General features: G+C 43.4%; 17 protein-coding genes and 1 other annotated feature. Of the genes, 4 read left to right on the top strand and 13 right to left on the bottom strand.

Annotated elements, in window-relative coordinates; genetic code table 11:
• The first annotated feature begins 94 nt into the window (after window positions 1-94).
• Window positions 95-940, top strand: a complete 846-nt coding sequence (locus ASG85_RS36500) for a polysaccharide deacetylase family protein (protein WP_060649483.1) — start codon at window positions 95-97, stop codon at window positions 938-940.
• Between the two features lie 55 nt (window positions 941-995).
• Here ASG85_RS36500 and ASG85_RS36505 read toward each other — a convergent pair whose 3' ends face one another.
• From ASG85_RS36505 to ASG85_RS36515, 3 genes are all read right to left on the bottom strand, one after another.
• Entirely contained in the window at window positions 996-2,651 is a 1,656-nt protein-coding gene (locus ASG85_RS36505; RefSeq protein WP_060649484.1) for a stalk domain-containing protein, read from the bottom strand.
• Window positions 2,652-2,767: 116 nt separating this feature from the next.
• The gene (locus tag ASG85_RS36510) at window positions 2,768-2,971 is read right to left on the bottom strand and encodes a hypothetical protein (RefSeq protein WP_057301837.1); all 204 of its coding nucleotides are present in this window, start codon (window positions 2,969-2,971) and stop codon (window positions 2,768-2,770) included.
• The gene (locus tag ASG85_RS36515; protein ID WP_060649485.1) at window positions 2,968-3,576 is read right to left on the bottom strand and encodes a CPBP family intramembrane glutamic endopeptidase; all 609 of its coding nucleotides are present in this window, start codon (window positions 3,574-3,576) and stop codon (window positions 2,968-2,970) included. The genes ASG85_RS36510 and ASG85_RS36515 overlap by 4 nt, the downstream gene beginning before the upstream one ends.
• A gap of 92 nt (window positions 3,577-3,668) precedes the next feature.
• On the opposite strand from ASG85_RS36515, the gene ASG85_RS36520 reads away from it, so the two are divergent.
• Window positions 3,669-4,589, top strand: a complete 921-nt coding sequence (locus ASG85_RS36520) for a hypothetical protein (RefSeq protein ID WP_060649486.1) — start codon at window positions 3,669-3,671, stop codon at window positions 4,587-4,589.
• Window positions 4,590-4,627: 38 nt separating this feature from the next.
• Here the strand turns inward: ASG85_RS36520 and ASG85_RS36525 are convergent, their stop codons facing one another.
• Window positions 4,628-4,909, bottom strand: a complete 282-nt coding sequence (locus tag ASG85_RS36525) for a rhodanese-like domain-containing protein (protein ID WP_235550303.1) — start codon at window positions 4,907-4,909, stop codon at window positions 4,628-4,630.
• 283 nt (window positions 4,910-5,192) lie between these two features.
• Window positions 5,193-5,424 (top strand) — a binding site (T-box leader).
• Between the two features lie 74 nt (window positions 5,425-5,498).
• Between ASG85_RS36525 and serA the strand changes: the two genes are divergently transcribed.
• Window positions 5,499-7,079, top strand: coding sequence for a phosphoglycerate dehydrogenase (serA, locus tag ASG85_RS36530; RefSeq protein WP_060649488.1), 1,581 nt, complete (start codon window positions 5,499-5,501; stop codon window positions 7,077-7,079).
• Window positions 7,080-7,218: 139 nt separating this feature from the next.
• Here serA and ASG85_RS36535 read toward each other — a convergent pair whose 3' ends face one another.
• The 9 genes from ASG85_RS36535 to ASG85_RS36575 form a co-directional block, all read right to left on the bottom strand.
• Window positions 7,219-9,102, bottom strand: coding sequence for an ATP-binding protein (locus ASG85_RS36535; RefSeq protein ID WP_060649489.1), 1,884 nt, complete (start codon window positions 9,100-9,102; stop codon window positions 7,219-7,221).
• Between the two features lies 1 nt (window position 9,103).
• Entirely contained in the window at window positions 9,104-9,817 is a 714-nt protein-coding gene (locus ASG85_RS36540; RefSeq protein ID WP_029192975.1) for a response regulator transcription factor, read from the bottom strand.
• 37 nt (window positions 9,818-9,854) lie between these two features.
• A complete protein-coding gene (gene ccsA, locus ASG85_RS36545; RefSeq protein WP_060649490.1) occupies window positions 9,855-11,114 on the bottom strand; it encodes a cytochrome c biogenesis protein CcsA in 1,260 nt (419 codons plus the stop codon).
• On the bottom strand, window positions 11,111-12,772 hold the full coding sequence (locus ASG85_RS36550) for a cytochrome c biogenesis protein ResB (protein ID WP_060649491.1): 1,662 nt from the start codon (window positions 12,770-12,772) through the stop codon (window positions 11,111-11,113). The genes ccsA and ASG85_RS36550 overlap by 4 nt, the downstream gene beginning before the upstream one ends.
• Before the next feature lie 35 nt (window positions 12,773-12,807).
• Window positions 12,808-13,341: a redoxin domain-containing protein gene (locus ASG85_RS36555; protein WP_057301845.1), complete on the bottom strand. Its 534-nt coding sequence runs from the start codon at window positions 13,339-13,341 to the stop codon at window positions 12,808-12,810.
• An 84-nt stretch (window positions 13,342-13,425) separates the two neighbouring features.
• Window positions 13,426-14,172: a pseudouridine synthase gene (locus ASG85_RS36560; RefSeq protein WP_060649492.1), complete on the bottom strand. Its 747-nt coding sequence runs from the start codon at window positions 14,170-14,172 to the stop codon at window positions 13,426-13,428.
• A 106-nt stretch (window positions 14,173-14,278) separates the two neighbouring features.
• Window positions 14,279-14,812 (bottom strand): spore maturation protein, encoded by a 534-nt coding sequence (locus ASG85_RS36565; RefSeq protein WP_057301846.1) that lies wholly within the window; start codon window positions 14,810-14,812, stop codon window positions 14,279-14,281.
• Between the two features lie 6 nt (window positions 14,813-14,818).
• Window positions 14,819-15,418: a nucleoside recognition domain-containing protein gene (locus ASG85_RS36570; protein WP_057301847.1), complete on the bottom strand. Its 600-nt coding sequence runs from the start codon at window positions 15,416-15,418 to the stop codon at window positions 14,819-14,821.
• Window positions 15,419-15,520: 102 nt separating this feature from the next.
• Window positions 15,521-16,714, bottom strand: coding sequence for a D-alanyl-D-alanine carboxypeptidase family protein (locus ASG85_RS36575; RefSeq protein ID WP_057301848.1), 1,194 nt, complete (start codon window positions 16,712-16,714; stop codon window positions 15,521-15,523).
• Window positions 16,715-16,983: 269 nt separating this feature from the next.
• Here ASG85_RS36575 and ASG85_RS36580 point away from each other — a divergent pair, with 269 nt between their 5' ends.
• Complete coding sequence (locus tag ASG85_RS36580; RefSeq protein ID WP_060649493.1) at window positions 16,984-18,279, top strand: ArsB/NhaD family transporter; 1,296 nt, start codon at window positions 16,984-16,986, stop codon at window positions 18,277-18,279.
• Window positions 18,280-18,669 lie beyond the last annotated feature (390 nt).

An 18,669-nucleotide genomic window follows, 5' to 3' on the forward strand; every position in this document is an offset into this window, starting at 1 on the left:
AAACAAAGGAGATATGTTATCTGTGAAATGTGGTACTATAGGAAATGACCTACAAGTATAAAGACCTGAGGAGAACGAAGGAGAACGAAGGATAATGAACAAAAAAGCCAGTGTACTAATGATGAGTGTCATGATCTTATTAGCTGCCTGCAGTGCGAACCAAACAAAAATAAGTCCAATCGAAACAACGAGCTCTACACCGGCGGCTGTCGCCACAATTACACCGAGTCCTGTACCTTCGGCAACACCGGTTCCAACTCTTGTCCCAGCAGTGACAACGCCTGCTCCAGAAGTCGTCAAAAAAGAATATCATATGAACAAAAACTATGATATTGTCCCAAACGATCCCAATGGAAATAAAAAGATCGTCCTTTTAACCTTCGATGACGGTCCTAAAGAACAAGCCATGAATCAGGCGTTAATCGACATTCTAAAAAAACATAATGCCAAGGCCATTTTCTTCTTGAACGGATACCGAATCAAACAAAAGCCCGAACTTGTCAAACTCATTCATGACAGCGGTAATCCCATTGGAAATCATGCTTGGGACCACGATAACATGAAAAGCATGACAAATGAAAAGATTGACCAGCAAGTGGATGATGTCCAAAAAATAGTAAAAGAATTAACAGGCAAATCGCCTGAATTTTTCCGACCTCCATTTGGTTCGGGCAATGATTATTTGAAAGCTAAAGTGAAAGACAATAAGATGCTGTATATGACATGGTCTAATGGTTCTTTAGACTGGGATATGACCAATAAAAATAACGATTCCGGTAAAGTGATCGAAAATGTGATGAAACAATTGCATGGCGGTAGTAATATTTTGATGCACGAGCTGCCTTGGACAATTAAAGCCTTAGACACACTTCTTACCCAACTTGAGGAAAAAGGATATTCTTTCGTAGATCCGAATGCCATTGAGCTGGAAATGAAATGATTAAAGAGCCTTGCAGTTCTACACATCAGGTGTCGATCTGCAAGGCTCTATTTTATTAATAACTAATATTCACTGTTCTTGTACTTTCCTCATAGGTCACTTTCGCTCCAAGAGTTTCAGCTAGCAGCCGGACAGGAATCATCGTTGTTTCATGAATGAGCTTAGCAGCTGATTCTGTCATATGCTCTACACCATTCAAACTATACGCATTTCGGTTCGTATAAAAAATAATCGTCTTGTCTCTCTTTTTGTAAACAGCAGCTTTCTGGTTATCGTCCCATTCAACTGTTGCACCTAATGCCGCGGCTAGGTCTCTAATGTAAAGGTATGAAGTCCCATCTTGAATATAAGGCTTTTGCTTCATTGGATAAGGAATTAAATCAAGCAGATACTTGTCCTCGTTTAATCCAAATGAAACTAAATGATTACGGTTTAGCCCGAAATTAGCCATTTGTAGCGAGTAAGCAACAGCATCCTTATGAAGTTTAATCACACCAACACCAACCCGAGGTTCTGTTCGGAATGTCCATTCTTTCGAATAAGGTCTTGTACTTCCATCTTCCATGATTGCTGTCAATTTGATTTTGGCTTTATAGGTTGTATCTAATTCCAACGGTTTCGAAGGCATCACGATTACTTCCGTATCCAGATGATCATCTTTACCCGGCTCGTTCTTCAGTAGTGACACGGAGATTCCGCTCTCGTCTTTTAACTCTGCTTCATCCAAACTTACCTTCTTTACTCCGGGACCGTTTAAGGAAGCCATGATCGGATAGCCAACCGGATATTCAACTCCTGCATGCAGGCGAATTGGATCAGGAGTCTCATGGCCATCAAAAAGGGTTGGCACATACACATCACTATTTCCTGGAGAAACGACTAATTCTGGTGCAATCCCGTCTGAGAAACCAAATTCAATAACATGATAATCGCCATCTCGAAACACACCGATTTCCACGAGTCCTGGCACCATGAATGGCGAACGATGATAGGGAGCATCAAAAAGACTATCTATAGCTTCAACTAAGGAAACCCGATTATAAGCTACATCCTCACTGCTTGAACGCGAGTAACCGATAAATTGTACCCGTTCTCTTAATGACTTGCCGATATATCCAGGTAATGCTGGGTCCTCATCATGCAAAGAAACAGATGTCCGAATAGGATCGATTTTATTGCTGGATAAATACTGCGCATGCTTCTGGGCCGCTGTATTCAAAGCATTACTGAATTTGACCTTTGACAGCCCCAATTTCGTCCGATAATCATTGATCGCCCGAAGACCGTCCTCCTGCTCTTTGCTCGTTTCAGACGTTAACGAAACCGCACCTTTAATAACTGTAAATTTCCAATTAATTGAAATAGGTTGATAGCCATTAAAAGACAGCACTAAACGAGCATTATAGTTCCCAGGCAGTAAATCAGCCGTAGGACGATATACAAATTTAACGGAAACGGGATCGTAGCTAACATTTAATTCCTTATCGTTTAAATAAAAATGATAGCTTTCCGGCGTTTTTCCTTCACTAAGCTCAAGCGTTACTCCAATGTCTGGACGCAAGAGTCCAACATCGCCTTGCGGATAAGACAAGCTTCCATAAGATAGAGCATAGGATGGTTTCGCTGACCAAAAGATACTTGAAAATAATACAAATATAATAGCAATTAATTTCACATGAAACATCCATCTAGATTCGTGGTTCGTCAACATAATCGCTGCATCCTCCTGTTAAAAAAAAATGTGGTAAAAAATGAAAGAAACTATGAATCTATCATAGCTTCTTCACTTCTTTCACACAACTTAGGTATATTGGATATTTTAGTCGTCTACGAATAATATTTAATTCCCCAAACCGTTAAACTACCCACAAGAATAATGAATAGCCACAGTAAAGTTAGATAGAAAATACGCGTCCACTTTCCTCGTTCAGAGGGATGCACAGCATTACGCGGCGGTAAATACGTATCGTCTTCCTTTACCTCTATTGGCCTCCGATCAGACCTTAAAGGTGATCTTCCCCCTACACTCATGTGCCCTGTTCTTCCTCCTTGCTGTATCGAAGTATGCAGCCCATTACAAAATCAATGATAAAATGAGCGATTATCGGAGTCCATAGACTCCCAGTTTGAAGGTAAATCCATCCCAGACCATAGCTTATACTGAAAACCAATCCTGTCATTAACCAATGCTGCAAATACCGAATATGGATCGCTGCAAACAAGATACTAGTCCAATAAGGCCCCCATGCATACTGAATCGCTCCTCGAAACAGCACTTCTTCACAGATTGCAACGATGAGAGATATCAAAGCGATATGCCATACAGGGCGATTCCCGAATAACATTTGATTAATTCCGCCGTCGTCTGACACTTCCTTGGGCACCCACCTTGAAATCAAAACATCGACCCCGAGAACAAGTAGAGCAAACAAACTTCCCCAAATGAGAATCTTCCAGCCCCCATGAATGGTAAACATCGAAAGAATCTTGTGATTGCTCTGAAAAAACAAGATGATAATACCGATAATAAGCGTAAGCAGTTGCGTTATGTAAAGATTAAGCAATAGTGTCCGGTCATTCAATTCATTCAAATCAACTTTCCCGAAGCGAATGTTCTTAAAATCAAATTTTTTCAAGGAAGCAGCCTCATTTCCCTCACATATTCCCTTTTATAGCTATTTCCCCTATACTAAGTTAAAAGAAAAAGAGAGAATAAGGAGCTTTAATTATGGATAAACGTCTTACCCGCACTGATTATTTATTCGCCCTCATGTTTATCTTTATGCTTGTTTGTATACTTGGCGCCTTTTTCTACGGATTAAGAGTCGGCCAAGAGAAATCAGATCAAAAATACGATAAAATCTTACACGCCGATAAGGCTGTCGTTCCGGAAATTGGAGCCTACGACCAACAAGTACTCGTTTCATATTACCATACCATCTTTTTGCCCTTTAGGGAATTTCAGAATAAATGGTTCGAATTGATGAGTCAAATCGAACTAGGCAACTCTACCGTCGATGCTTCTGCCGTACTTAAGGAGTTGTACAAGCTAGCGGATGAGAAGTATAATGAGCTGCAAAAAAAGAGCATGCCAGCTTCATCACCTCTGCTTGTGCAGTCTCATCAAGGTTATCTCAAAAGCCTGAAGCTTTTTGCTGATACGTTAAAAAGTTATCAGAACAAGGCAAACGGACTTACTAGCTCACAACTGCTCGATGGCATTCAGAAGGATGCCTACTTCCTAGAAGCGAAAACACAGGCATTGACGGCTCAGAAAAATTATTTCGATTCCATCGTTGCTTGGAACGGAACGATCGATCACGATATTGAAAATTTCGATCCAAACAATGATGCCAATTTGGATCAATGGCGTGCAATGAACATTAATGTCAAAAATCATTACATAACAGCCAAATTACTTAAAAATAAAGCTTTTGCTCCTTTTTACCCACAGGATTTGACGATACGTATTGATGAATTCATTGCCTCAGGTCAAGCTAAGAAAATGAACGTGAACGATGTCAATCAAACGATGGATCTGCTGTTAAGTACAAATGCCGTTCGGCCTGGAGACTTTGTCAAAGGGAAATCAAAGTGGTATGCCAACGAGCTGCTTCCACAGCTTCCCTTTTTCTCAGATGTGAATTGAATCAAAAGCCGGGCGCAGATGCGCTCGGCTTTTCTCATTTAATCATATTGGAAACCGCGAAGCATGGCGACCGCTGCCATCCCTCCATCTACATTAATGACCCGGTCAAATCCGTTCGCAAGCAAATACTCAGCAACGCGATAGCTGCGTACACCATGTGCGCAAACGAGATAAATATCACGATCCTCTGGCAGTTCACCTAGCCGATGAGGGATTTGCTGCATCGGAATAAGCTGTGCTTCTTCGATATGATAATACTCCCACTCCTGAAGTTCCCTTACGTCGATAATGAGGCTATCTTTCAGTTCCTGTTGATCCAATGCTTCTAGAAATTTATTGGGATGAATACTCGTTATGTCGATGTTGGCACTTCCTTCCTTACTTGCTGCAAGAGCAATATCTATTTAACGAGTACAATAGCGAAAATCAGGCTAAAATACAAGTGAAATGGCATTGCTTTCTAAGCGTGCTTGCTTTAAAATAAACGAAAAGCTTTGGAAAATCAGTCGTTCAAATAACAATTATGACTTTCATGTGAAATTGATTCGACATGTATTGACACGATTTCAAACGCATGTTAATCTAATGAAAATTCTATATCACAGTACAGCGTTGACGGAGCCAAGCAAGTAAAGTAGCTTTCAGAGAACCGATGGTAGGTGCGAATCGGTAGCGAACATTTTGCGGAGCACTCCAGAGTTATTGCATTGAATGAAGTAGATGCAATCGGGATAGGAACACGTTACAGTTCCAGGTCGCAAGACCAATTGAGGCTTCCCGTGCGAATGGGCAGCGAACTAGGGTGGTACCACGAAAGCAATCTCTCGTCCCTTTGGCTACAGACATACGTGTCTGTACCTGAGGGTTGGGAGTTTTTTTTATGTTCATATTCTAAGGAGGGTTCGAATTATGTACAAAGTTCTAGTATCCGATCCAATTAGTGACATGGGAATTCAAATGCTTTACGATGCAGCCGATGTTGAAGTGGTTAAGCAATCTGGTTTATCCGAAGATGAGCTCATTGCCATCATCGGTGAGTATGATGCGCTTCTAGTTCGCAGCCAAACGAAAGTTACAGAGAAAATCATGAATGCCGCAACGAAGCTAAAGGTTATCGGCCGCGCTGGTGTTGGTGTAGATAATATTGATTTGGAAGCAGCAACAAAACGCGGTATTATCGTCATCAACGCACCGGACGGAAATACGATTGCAACTTGTGAGCTTACATTTGCCATGATGATGTCAACAGCACGTATGATCCCGCAAGCCTACAAGAAAACAGTCGGCGGCGAATGGGATCGGAAATTTATCGGTGTTGAGCTTCGCAACAAAACGCTCGGTATTCTCGGTATGGGACGTATCGGCAGCGAAGTAGCCAAACGGGCTAAAGTATTCGGCATGGAAGTCATCGGGTATGACCCTTTCTTGACAGAAGAACGCGCTGAGAAAATTGGCGTTAAGCTTGGTACCGTCAATGAAATTGTTGCAAAAGCAGATTTTATCACGGTTCATACACCTCTCACGCCAGAAACGCGTCACCTTATCTCCAAACCGCAATTCGATATTATGAAAAAAGGTATGCGCCTTATCAACTGTGCACGCGGCGGTATTATTGATGAAATGGCGATGGTTGAAGCGATTGATCAAGGAATTGTAGCCGGAGCTGCTTTCGACGTATTCGAAGTAGAGCCACCGCAAAAGGATCACCCATTCTTGAACAACCCAAAAATCATAGTAACCCCTCATCTTGGTGCGTCTACAATTGAAGCTCAAGAAAACGTAGCGATTGACGTTTCTGAGGAAGTCCTTCATATCCTGCGTAATGAACCATTCAAAAATGCTGTTAACTTACCGCCTGTGCCAGCTAATGTATTGAATAAACTTCAACCATACTTTGGGCTCGGCGAAAAAATTGGTTCCATTCTTGGTCAAATCGCACAAGGCGCTGTTTATGAAATCGTTGTAAACTATGCAGGTGATTTGATTGATGTGGATACAAGTCAATTAACACGCTATATCGTAAAAGGTGTGTTCGAGAACCAACTAGAATCTATTAATATCGTGAATGCCATGCACTTAGCTAAATCACGTGATGTGAATATCGTTGTTCAAACGTCAAACACATCCAACAGCTTTACAAATCTTGTTACAGTTACAGTAAAAACGAAGCAAGAAGAGAAAACACTTGCCGGTACTTTACTAGCTGGCTACGGAGAACGAATTGTTCGTATCGATCAATATCCAGTTGATTTCGCTGCAGAAGGTAACCTGTTGTTGATTTCCCACAACGACAAACCAGGTATTATTGGCCGTGTTGGTACGCTTCTAGGAAGCAATAATGTGAACATTGCAACGATGCAAGTAGGGCGTAAAGTTATTGGCGGCTCGGCAATCATGGTTCTAACCATTGATAAATCTGCTCCTGCAGAAGTACTGGTAGACCTTGCCACACAAGCCGAAATCGTGAATGTTCGTGCACTTACGGTATAACCTAATAGCGATTAGGTAACAAAGTGTTTCACGAACAACAAGATTTTGTCTGAATATTCTACAAATTTAAAGGCGTTTGCTGTGAGTTTTCTCAGCAAACGCCTCTTTTTATGTCGAAATTCGTTATTTTAAACCTTATTTAGGGCTCACAAGGTAAAAGCAAAGTAAAGGTAGTTCCCTGTCCCAAAGCACTCTGTACATTCACACTACCGTGATGTGCATCTATGATGTTTTTCACGATGGCGAGTCCAAGCCCTGTACCACCTGAAGAACCGCGCGTTCGAGCCTTATCCGCCTTGTAGAAGCGTTCAAATATGAACGGCAGGTCGTCGGCAGGAATCCCCTGCCCCTCGTCGGAGATCTCAATGCGGATCGCCGGCCGATCTTTGTAGACGGCGGTTTCTGCCTTAATGGCAATACGTGCCCCAGAGGCCGTATGCCGAAATGCATTGTCGAGCAGATTCGTCAACACCTGCTCAAGCCGATCCTCATCCCCCCGTCCAAGGATGAGGGGCTCCTCAGGCAGCGCAGCGCTTAGCGTGATGCCGCGCTCTTTGGCCAGCACCGCGAATTTGCGGTGCATGCGTCTTACCAGGGAGTCGAATTCGACCTCCCTGAAGACCAGCTCGAGATGGCCGGCTTCCATCCGCGCCAGATCTAGCAGGTCACGGACGAGACGCCCCATGCGGAGCGACTCGTCGTGAATGACCTGCACCAGCTCCACGCGCTCCTCCGGCGTGGAGGGGATGTCATCCAGCAGGGCTTCGCTATAGCCCTGCAGCATCGAGAGCGGCGTGCGCAGCTCGTGCGACACGTTCGCAACGAAGTCCTTGCGCAGCTTATCGAGACGTTCCTCCTCCGTGACATCACGGAGGACGGCCACAGCGCCGCGCACTTGATCGCTCGTGTATAACGGTGTCATCGCGACGGACCACACACCGTTTTGCACATGAAGCTTCGTAGCAGCTTCCGACGATTCGTCCACGACCGCTTCAAACAGCGGAATCAGCGGCACAGGAATCGGACTCGAGTAAGGATTGCTGTAGCTCATTAATCCCCAATCTCCGAGCGCTGTATCCGGTTTGCGGAAGCGTCTCGTCTCCTCATCATCCTCTGACCATTCAATCGTGCTCCACTCCTGCACAATCTTCTCACCTTGCGGATTGGTCAGCATGACAGATCCATTCGCATCGAGCGTGATGACCGCATCGGTCATGCTTCGCAAAATACTGGATAAATGCTCTTTTTCCTGGCTAAGGGCTCTGATGCTTTCCTGCATCTTCTCGCCCATGTGGTTAAACGTTTTGGCGAGCTCGCCTATTTCATCCTTGGACTGAATAGGAACACGGGTACCATATTCCCCCATGGTGATTAAATCTGCTGCTTTCTTCAACTGCTGAAGCGGTCTAGTAATTCGGGAGAACAAGAAGAACGCGAAGAAAGTCGTCATAAGGAAGCCCACTATGGACACATAGATAAACAATCTCAACATGTAAGACTGAGTTGCTTCTAACGATTGTAGAGATTGATACAGCAGCGTAGCACCAACAGTGGTACCTTGAAGATTTCTTAGCGGTACGACAACAACGAGGTACTCAGCCCCTGCTTTAAACCGACCTGTAGCCGACTGATTGACTTGTTTCCATATTGTCTGACCTGCGAATACTTGTCGAAGCTCCGCTTCCTTATAAAAGTCAGTCACATGGAAACTGGCTAATTCGCTCCCTTGTGTTGATGGAATAACCATTTCCTTCATATCGGTGGAGATTACCAGCATTCTTGCATCTTGGAAGCTTAGCAGTTCATTACTCAATTGATAAAACTGCTCATCAAACATGTGATGCGAAGCTTCTTCCGAGAATTTAACAGCGATATTCTTCAGGGTTTTCGTTTGATCATTCGCTTGAGCGAAATAATTTTCCATGTAATTGACAAGAAAAAGACCTAGTATGAGCAGTACAACCCCAACTAGGCCGATAATTGTTAACCAGAGCTTACCTACGACACTTCTGAAAATAAACACGTTATTTGGGCACCTCTAGCTTATAGCCTACTCCCCATACGGTCGTGATCATTGCCGCTGCATCCGGGGATACTTTGTTTAATTTTTCACGGAGTCTTTTTACATGGGTATCTACGGTTCGTAGGTCTCCAAAAAATTCATAATTCCAAACATCCTTAAGTAATTCTTCACGAGAGAACACTTTATCCGGAGATACTGCCAAATAGTGCAGCAGCTCATATTCTTTCGGAGTCAAAGCTACTTCCTGTCCACCAGCGGTTACCCGATGTGCATCATGTTCGATGATAAGGTTAGGAAATACAATATTGTTGCTCGAACTCGCATCCTTGGACAAGTAAGCTGTCGCCGAAGAACGACGAAGAATCGCTTTAACCCGGTAGATGACCTCGCGAGGTGAGAAAGGTTTGACGACGTAGTCATCTGCACCAACTTCAAATCCGCTAACTCGGTTCGTCTCTTCGCCTTTGGCTGTCAGCATAATGACAGGCGTGGACTTCACTTGACGAAGTCTTGCGCAAACTTCTATCCCATCAATACCTGGCAGCATCACATCGAGCAGCACTAAGTCATAGTCCGTTTCTGTAGCCATCCGCAGCGCTGTTTCACCGTCTTCTGCTTCTTCAATGATATAGCCCTCTTTTTCCAAATACATTCTGAGAAGTCGACGAATGCGTTCTTCATCATCAACTACGAGTATGCTAGCTTTCATTTCCATGGAGCTTCACATCCTTATCTAATTAAGTTCGAATGATTTATACACCTGCATAGGAGTGAAGACCTGCAATGACAAGGTTCACACCCACTAATGTAAACATAACAACAATAAATCCAATAACAGTCAACCAAGCTGATTTCTTACCTTGCCAGCCCTTAGAGAGACGAAGATGTAAAAACACCGCATAGAACAACCAAGTAATTAAGGCCCAAACTTCTTTGGGATCCCAACCCCAGAAACGGCCCCATGCTTCTTGAGCCCAAATCATCGCAAAAATCAATGCGCCTAATGTGAAAATCGGATAGCCGATCGCAATGGCACGATAGCTGATTTCATCCAAATCTTCCGGGTCCATTCCTTTGACGATGGGTCCAATAGCTGCTCCAATTGGCTTACGCGCAACAACACGTGCGAGTCCATAGAGCAGAAGACCTCCGAGTATCGACCAAATGACCGTATTCAACTTACGCCCTGCACTTGCGCCTTCCATCCAAGATGGAGCTGTGAATAAAGGTTCCGACATGCCCAAGAACGACTTCATTTCTACAAGCTTCGTATCATATGGCTTCACAATTGGAGGCAATACATAAGTTTCGTTTTGAATGTTCGTTTCTTGTTGGCCTTGTGCATTGGTCGTGATGACTTCTTTGGAGAATACGGCTTTATAGCCCGAACCATTAAATGTAAAGATGGAAGCAATGAAGGCGATTAACATCAGAATGAAAAAGATCGTAAGTTCCACACCTCTTTGTTCACGCTTATCCACTTTGGATGTGCCTTTGTAGTCGACTGCTCGAAGCAAATACATCAGTCCACCGGCAAAGCCGACTCCGAAGAAAGCTTCTCCCGTAGCAGCGGTTGTTACGTGGATCTTGAGCCAGTAACTTTGCAACGCTGGAATTAAGGGTTGTACTTCACTTGGGAAAACTGAAGCATAAGCAATGATGATAAAGCCAATGGGTAATGCGAATACGCCAAGGACTGGTGTGCGATAAATGAGATACACGATCAAGAAAGCAAACATGATCATCATACCTAGAAAGGTCATGAATTCGTACATATTCGATGTCGGGATATGATTACCTTCCGCCCATCTGGTAAAAAAGAAAGTCACGTGACACGCAAATCCAACTAATGAAGCAATGAAAGCAACAAAACCCCAACGCTTCGTATGTTGTTCGGGGTCACGGTTACTCCATTTCCTACCGGTTATCGAGAGGACAAACAATAGAAATGCAACGAGGTAAACGAAAAAAGCTATAAGTAAAAAGGTGCTGCTCAGTGAGTTAACATTCACCCCTGGTCTCCTCCAATATCTAATGATTTCGGTAAAACTTCTATACCGTTCTTCTTGAGTGCTGCTGCTACTTCATTCCGAAGTCCAAACCAATTCTTGTTCGTATGACCGCCTAACGTTAGCTTACCGTTATCAATTCGAATCCAGATACGGCGATGCTGCCAATAGAAGCCCATAATCACACCAATCATGAATATAGCAGATCCTACCCAAATATACGGCATAGCCTTGTCTACGCGAATGTTCAGATAGGTTGTATAATTGGCAAATTGAACACCTTCCATAGAGCCGACTGCAAGTTTCAGCTTCTGGCTAATTGGGCCGTTAATTGTATCTTGTGAGAACGTTTCTTTATCTATTTGTCTTGGGAAGTACAAGTAAGGTACACCGTTAGCTGCTAGATCTGGACCTGTGATGCTAAATATAAATGCAGGTGCCTTGGGCTCATTCGACTTGCTAATGGGTTGTCCCTTTTCCAGACCAAACTCGGGGAAATACCCTTTCAGCGTCAGCTTATAGGGACCTACTTGATATTCATCCTTAGGATTATTCATCGGCAATTCAAAGCTTCCATAAGACTCACCTGTTGCAGGATTGCTAAGTGTGGGCTTCACGGAGATGAGCATTGGCGTAGATTTATAATCGAATTGATAAGCTTGAAGACCTTTGTAATCAAGTGGATGATTCACGATGATGTTCTCTTTGTGCACTTCAGTAAGTACCGGTTCTTTGGATGAATCGTCACAATTCGCTGAACAATGATACAAAACTGCCTGGGTTTCATAGGTTTTCGGGACAATTTGTCCTTTAGCCTTAATACTTTCTGGCAAATCTTTCTCGTCATACAGCTCCAACGTGAACTTTTCATTTTTGATGAAATAGGAAGTGTGAGGGATTGCCTTGGTTTCCCCTTCCAGAATACCCATGTACTCATCCATATGCCAGCCTGGAATGCTTCTCATTAACACACCGATCAGAAAAATAATAAGACCAATATGATTGATATAAGGGCCCCAGCGGCTAAAACGGTATTTCTCAGCTAATAGCGCTGTTCCATCTGTATGTACACGATAATTTTTTTTACGCAAAAGCGCACCAAGCTTATTTGTCCATGCTTCCTCATCCGTTCCCGGCGGCAGTTCGGTGACAAGTGTCACTTTCTGTCTCGTGAGAAAATTCAAGTGTTTGCGAATCTGCTGCTTAGATAGCGCGCGATATAATGGTAACACCCGATCTAAACTACAAATGACTAGGGATGTTCCTATCATAAATAGCAGCGTAATGAACCACCACGAACTAAACGTGTGGGAGAAGCCAAGAAAGTGATAAATGGTCCCGAGTGTACCATAGTTTTGCGAATAATACTGAGCAGGATCCATATCTAAGAACGTATTTTCTTGTGGAAAAATAGTGCCGACGGCAGATGCGACGACCGTCCAAATAATGATCCATACAGCTATTTTAACCGAGGAAAAGAAATTCCAGACTTTATCCAGCAAAGAAGGGTTAGATTTCTGAGAGCGACGGGCCATACCGTCGTATCGCATTTCCAGTATATCTCTGCCCTCCGTGTCAATCAGCGGATTACCACAAGATTCACAAAGCGTAGTGCCTGTGGGATTCTGATGCCCGCAATCGCATTTGGTGTTGTAGAACATGATGACCTCCTGAAAACTTTAAGCGTTCATTCATTTTAAGACTTGTCAACCAACTTAGCGATCGATTCATCGATAAAAGACTCCGTCATCTGACCAATTTTCTTCACGGCCACTTTACCGTCTGCACCAATAAAGAAGGTTGTCGGATAATCCATGACGCCATACTGCTTACGTACGACTTCTTTGGCATCCAGGAGTACAGGCATATTCAACTTATACTGATCCATAAAGCTTTGCACCGTTACTTTATTCTTATCAACATTGACCTCTAAGAAAACCACGCCTTCTTTGCTCCATTTATCATATTGCTTTTGGAGAGCAGGCATTTCTTCTTTGCACGGCGGGCAAAAGGTTCCCCAGAAATTAACCAAAACCGGTTTGCCTTTATACTCCGATAATTCATGTGTTTTACCATCTAATCCGACTAAGGAGAAATTCGTCGCTTTGTCGCCTGTTTGGGGATACTTCTTGCTGTCAGAAGCCGACAAATTGGTAATAATGGTAAACACGCCAATAATAAGCACGACCGCAAAAATCCCAATCTGTACCCATTTCTTATTTGGACCCACGTATAATCACCTTCGCTTTTTTTAACAATGTTAGTTTTTTCACATAGGTTTATTCTTTTATTATAACGAAAAGAAGGCCAATTCTTATTGGCCTTTTTGAACGTTATGTGTCTTGAGAGCTTCGTTCCTAAGCTCCTCAACCTCTTTAGGCGTCAAGTGACGATACTTAGCTCTTGGCAGGCCAGTTAAAAAGATTGGACCGAATTTAATTCGTTTTAATTTGATCACAGGGAAAGAAATTGCCTCGAACATACGTCTGACTTGTCGATTCCTGCCCTCGTAGATCGTAATTTGAATAATGGACTCATTCTTCTCCATATTCACATCCGCATATTCAACCTCAGCCGGAGCCGTCATGCCATCCTCTAACTGTATACCCGTTTTTAGCTTGTCTAATAACGTTCCGTGCGGTACCCCTTTTACAGTAGCTTGATAGGTTTTGGGAACATGATGTTTAGGATGCGTGAGTAAATGGGCAAATTCACCGTCATTTGTCAAAAGGAGTAACCCTTCTGTATCATAATCCAATCGTCCGACCGGATAAACGCGTTCTCTAATCCCAGGCAAGAAGTCCGTTACTACTTTACGTCCCTCTGGGTCCGTAGCACTTGTAATAACACCTTTGGGCTTATTCAAAATCACATAGATCTTCTTTTGTTGACCAATAGCACGTCCATCAACTCTAATTTCATCTTCTTCCGAGTTCACTTTCACGCCAAGCGTGGTGACGACTTCACCATTCACTTGAACACGTCCTGCTGTGATAATTTCCTCACATTTCCGACGGGATGCGATCCCCGCTTCGGCTAATACTTTTTGCAGTCTTTCCATGATCCGCTTTCACCTCAAGCTAATGATAACGGAGTTCCATGTAAATCTCAAGAGCAAGACATATTGAGTCCGTTATTCGGATGCAAGGCACGATGGAATAATCATTTTAAGTGAATACCAAAAAGCAGATGATGATGGAAGCAATAAAGCCGACTAAGTCAGAAATAAGCCCTACTTTTAGCGCATAACCAGCCTTCCGAATGCCGATAGCGCCAAAATATACCGTAATCACATATAAAGTCGTATCTGTGCTCCCTTGAACCGTCGAAGCAATGCGGCCAATCATGGAATCTGGGCCAAACTGCTCGATAAGATCCGTTGTAAAAGCTAGCGAACCCGCTCCAGTAATCGGACGCAGGATGGCCAAAGGCAGCACTTCGGTTGGAACTCCGATGCTTTCAAAGAATGGACGCATCCAGCCGATTAATAAATCCATCGCACCTGAGGCACGGAAGACAGATATCGCTACCATCATACCTACTAGATGAGGGATGATTTTGATAGCTGTATCAAAGCCCTCTTTAGCTCCGTCAACAAACGATTCGTAAACAGGCACCTTTCGATACGCCGCGTATAAAGGAATGAAGACGATCATGATAGGGATTGCCCATGCTGAGATGAGCGAAACGAAGGCATACATTCGTAATCATCCTTTCAAAGGAGGGATGGGTGAGCGTGACCTTCGATACCATCGATCCACAAAAATAGCCGCGGCCGTCGAAATGACAGTGGCAATTAGCGTTGTGCCAACGATTTCCGCAGGATTCAAAGAATTGTAATTCATTCGAATGGCAATTAACGTCGTAGGAATAAGTGTAATGCTTGAAGTGTTAAGTGCTAAAAGTGTACACATAGCTGTGCTAGCCGTGTCTTTATCGGGATTCAGCTTCTGCAGCTCCTGCATCGCCTTAATTCCCATAGGTGTAGCCGCGTTCCCAAGACCAAGAATATTGGCACTCATGTTGGACATGATGTAGCCGATGGCTGGGTGATTCTTAGGAACACTAGGGAATAAGAAACGAACCGCCGGCTGCAATAATCTCGCAAGTTTGCTAAGAAGACCAGCATCTTCGGCTATCCGCATCATTCCCATCCAAAAGACTAGCACGCTAATGAGTCCAAAGCAGACCGTAACTCCGCTCTTAGCACCATCAAAAGCTGCTTGTGTGACTGTTTCCACATTCCCATTCAATGCCGCCACGCCGAACCCAACGACAATAAAAAACAACCAGATCCAATTCACCATATCGAATGGCCTCCTTAGAGTTTTGCTTTAGCAAAACTGGCATCGTGAGATTAACCTTGAGTTTTGCTTCAGCAGAACTAGCATCGTAAGCATAAGCTTAATCTAATCAGCCCATTGTGGTTCCGAGACTGTAAACAGGCTCTGTATTAATAATCTACAAATATATCCGTAGTGTGAAAGCCATGTATCTTGATACGCATTACTTTCTTTAAAGGAGAAAGTGGACTGACTGGTCGCTTGCAGTAATGGACTTGTTGAATCATAGATGGGTACGGTTTGAATTAATTTCTGGTTGAGTGAAAATTGCAGCGTCCCTCGTTCTGCTAACCGGTATTCCATAGAAGCTGGATCGACTAGTGCCACTTTGCGAGTCAACTGTGCAGCTTCACCTTCAGCTAATGGATAAAAGAACGTCCTCCCCGCAACCCAAGGAGTGCCCTCAACGGCATCGCCCTTCTTGACAATCGTTTGTAACGGATAATATTTAAAACCATATTGAAGTAACCGAGCATGATCCCCCCAATCATCCGGATCATTAAGCGTAACAACGGCAAGATGCTGGCCGTCTCTTGTGGCTGATGAGACCAAGCAGCGCTTGGCAAGCTTCGTATAACCTGTTTTCACACCGTCAGCGCCTTCAAAGAGAGACAGCATCTTATTCTTATTAAGCCATGAGTAGTCCCAGGCTTCATTTGGGTTCGGTACTTTCTTGATTTTCGTGGAAACAATGTCTTGAAATACGGGATTTTTTAGCGCATAAGCCGTCAGCTTAGCCATATCGTTCGGACTGGAGCGATGACCTTCTCCCTCATCGAGGCCCGAGGGATTGGTGAAATGCGAGTGTTCCATACCGAGCATCTTGGCCTTCTCATTCATCAAATAGACGAAGCCTTCCACACTTCCTCCAATATGCTCGGCGATTGCGGTTGCTGCATCATTTCCGGAGCGCATCATAAGACCATACAGCATGTCGTGCAGACGCATTTCTTCGCCAAGCTTTAGATAAATGGAAGAACCTTCTTTGCCGAACGCATTTTTACTAACCTTGACTTTATCCGTCAATTTGCCTTGTTCAATCGCAATGATTGCTGTCATAATTTTGGTCAAGCTGGCTATTCGCATAGGCGTGTCCCCTTTTTCACTATAGAGGATACGGCCTGACTCCACATCAATAAGGGAAGCACCCACTGCATTCGTATGGATGCCAGGCGGTGCTGCCTCCACTTGTCCAAATGGCGCCAAAAGCAAACTAATGATCGCGCCCCATAATAGGATAAACCTGACTCTTATCTTCATCGTTTTCCCCCTACACAAAAGAACTTGTACCTTATTTGACTAGACAAAACTTTGTACAAGTATATGCTTATGGAATGGGGATATGTCCAAGTCTTCTTATTTACAAAACAGAAATCAGTCCGTATAATGAGAAATAATTCAATACGGAGATCACCGGAGGAGCCTGTCACAGCAGGCTTCTTTTTGCGTTTTTTGGGGTTCTCCTGGAATATGGACATACTTAAACTTACAAAGTCAGTCAAGCTAAAGCTTACTGCGAGGAGGAAAATATGCTAACTTGGATTGCCTTGATTATTTTTATTGTGACTTATGCGCTCATTATTTCTGAGAAAGTGAATCGCGCGGTCATTGCCTTACTTGGCGCTGTGATCATGGTATTTGCCGGTATCCTAGATGTGCACAAAGTGTTTCAACAGTATATTGAATGGGAGACCATCACTCTTCTTATTGGCATGATGATTCTCGTAGGAATTACGAATCAAACGGGTGTATTTCAATTCATCGCCATCCGCGCCGCGAAAGCTGTGAAGGGGGATCCCTTGCGAATTTTACTTGTGCTTTCTGTATTAACTGCAGTTGGCTCAGCCCTCTTAGATAACGTGACAACGGTTTTATTGGTCGTTCCTGTCACAATTGCGATTACTCGGATACTAGAAATTAACCCCACCCCTTTCTTAATGTCTGAAATCATAGCTTCCAATATAGGAGGTACAGCTACACTCATTGGTGATCCTCCCAACATAATGATTGGATCTGCTAACCCGCATTTAACCTTTAATGCCTTTCTGCTCAATTTAGCGCCTATTACGATCCTTATTTTCGTTGTTTCCCTATTCATTCTTTATATGATGTATAGAAAGCAATTGAGGCCAAATCCTGCACTGCAAACTAAACTCTTAGAGCTAAATGAGCGCGAATATATCAAGGATAAGCTGCTCATGAAAAAATCTTTACTTATTTTATCACTGACTATTATCGGATTTATGCTTCATGCGATTATTCATGTTGATGCCGCAGTTATCGCTATAACTGGTGCTATTTTGCTCATGCTTTTCGGTCTCAAGGAACACGATGTGGAACAAGCTTTTGATTCTATTGAATGGGTAACGATTTTCTTCTTTGCAGGTCTTTTTAGCTTAGTGGGAGGTTTACAAGAGGTTGGATTAATTAAAGCTCTAGCCATGAAAGCTCTAGCTGTGACGGAAGGAGACATCACTACTGCTTCCTTATTAATTCTCTGGGGTTCTGGTATTGCATCCGCAACAATTGATAATATTCCATTCGTTGCTACGATGATCCCCTTAATTAAAGATATGGCTGAGGGGCTTGGACTTGCCGTTGATTCGGAGCCTATCAATATCCTATGGTGGTCGCTTGCTTTAGGGGCTTGTTTAGGAGGAAATGGCACAATTATCGGCGCTTCGGCCAATGTTATTGTTGCCGGACTCGCTGCCAAAGAAGGCAAGGGTTTCAGTTATATAGAATTTCTGAAGGTGGGTGCCCCTATAACCCTTGTGTCTCTGGCGTTGGCGCATGTTTATGTATACCTTCGTTATCTACATTAGGAGAATATGCATTTGTCAAGAAAAGTCGGTTTCCGAGCAGCGTCTATTACATGTAAATGAGCAGCTGTCGTTACCAATGTTGTATATTCTGCAACAATCACACTCCTAAATGCTATCCAATTTCCTTCTATATTAAGTTGTCTTAAATCGGAGTCTTTCTATGCTCACTAGAAGTTGCCAGATGTACGGAACCATATTCGCGGTTGAATGATGTTGTAAAAAGTGCAACAATTTCTCCCTAAATCTCGCCTTTCCCCCTGCGTTGTTGCATAATGTACAACAATTCTATAAAGCCCCCTAATTAAGTTGGACACTTTTAGGCTAAGAAAATACAATGAAATTAGCCGGAGGTTGTTCGTATGAGGGTAAAGCATAGCAAGTTTGACGAAC

The organism is Paenibacillus sp. Soil724D2, assembly GCF_001427935.1.
Taxonomy (GTDB): Bacteria; Bacillota; Bacilli; order Paenibacillales; family NBRC-103111; genus Paenibacillus_E.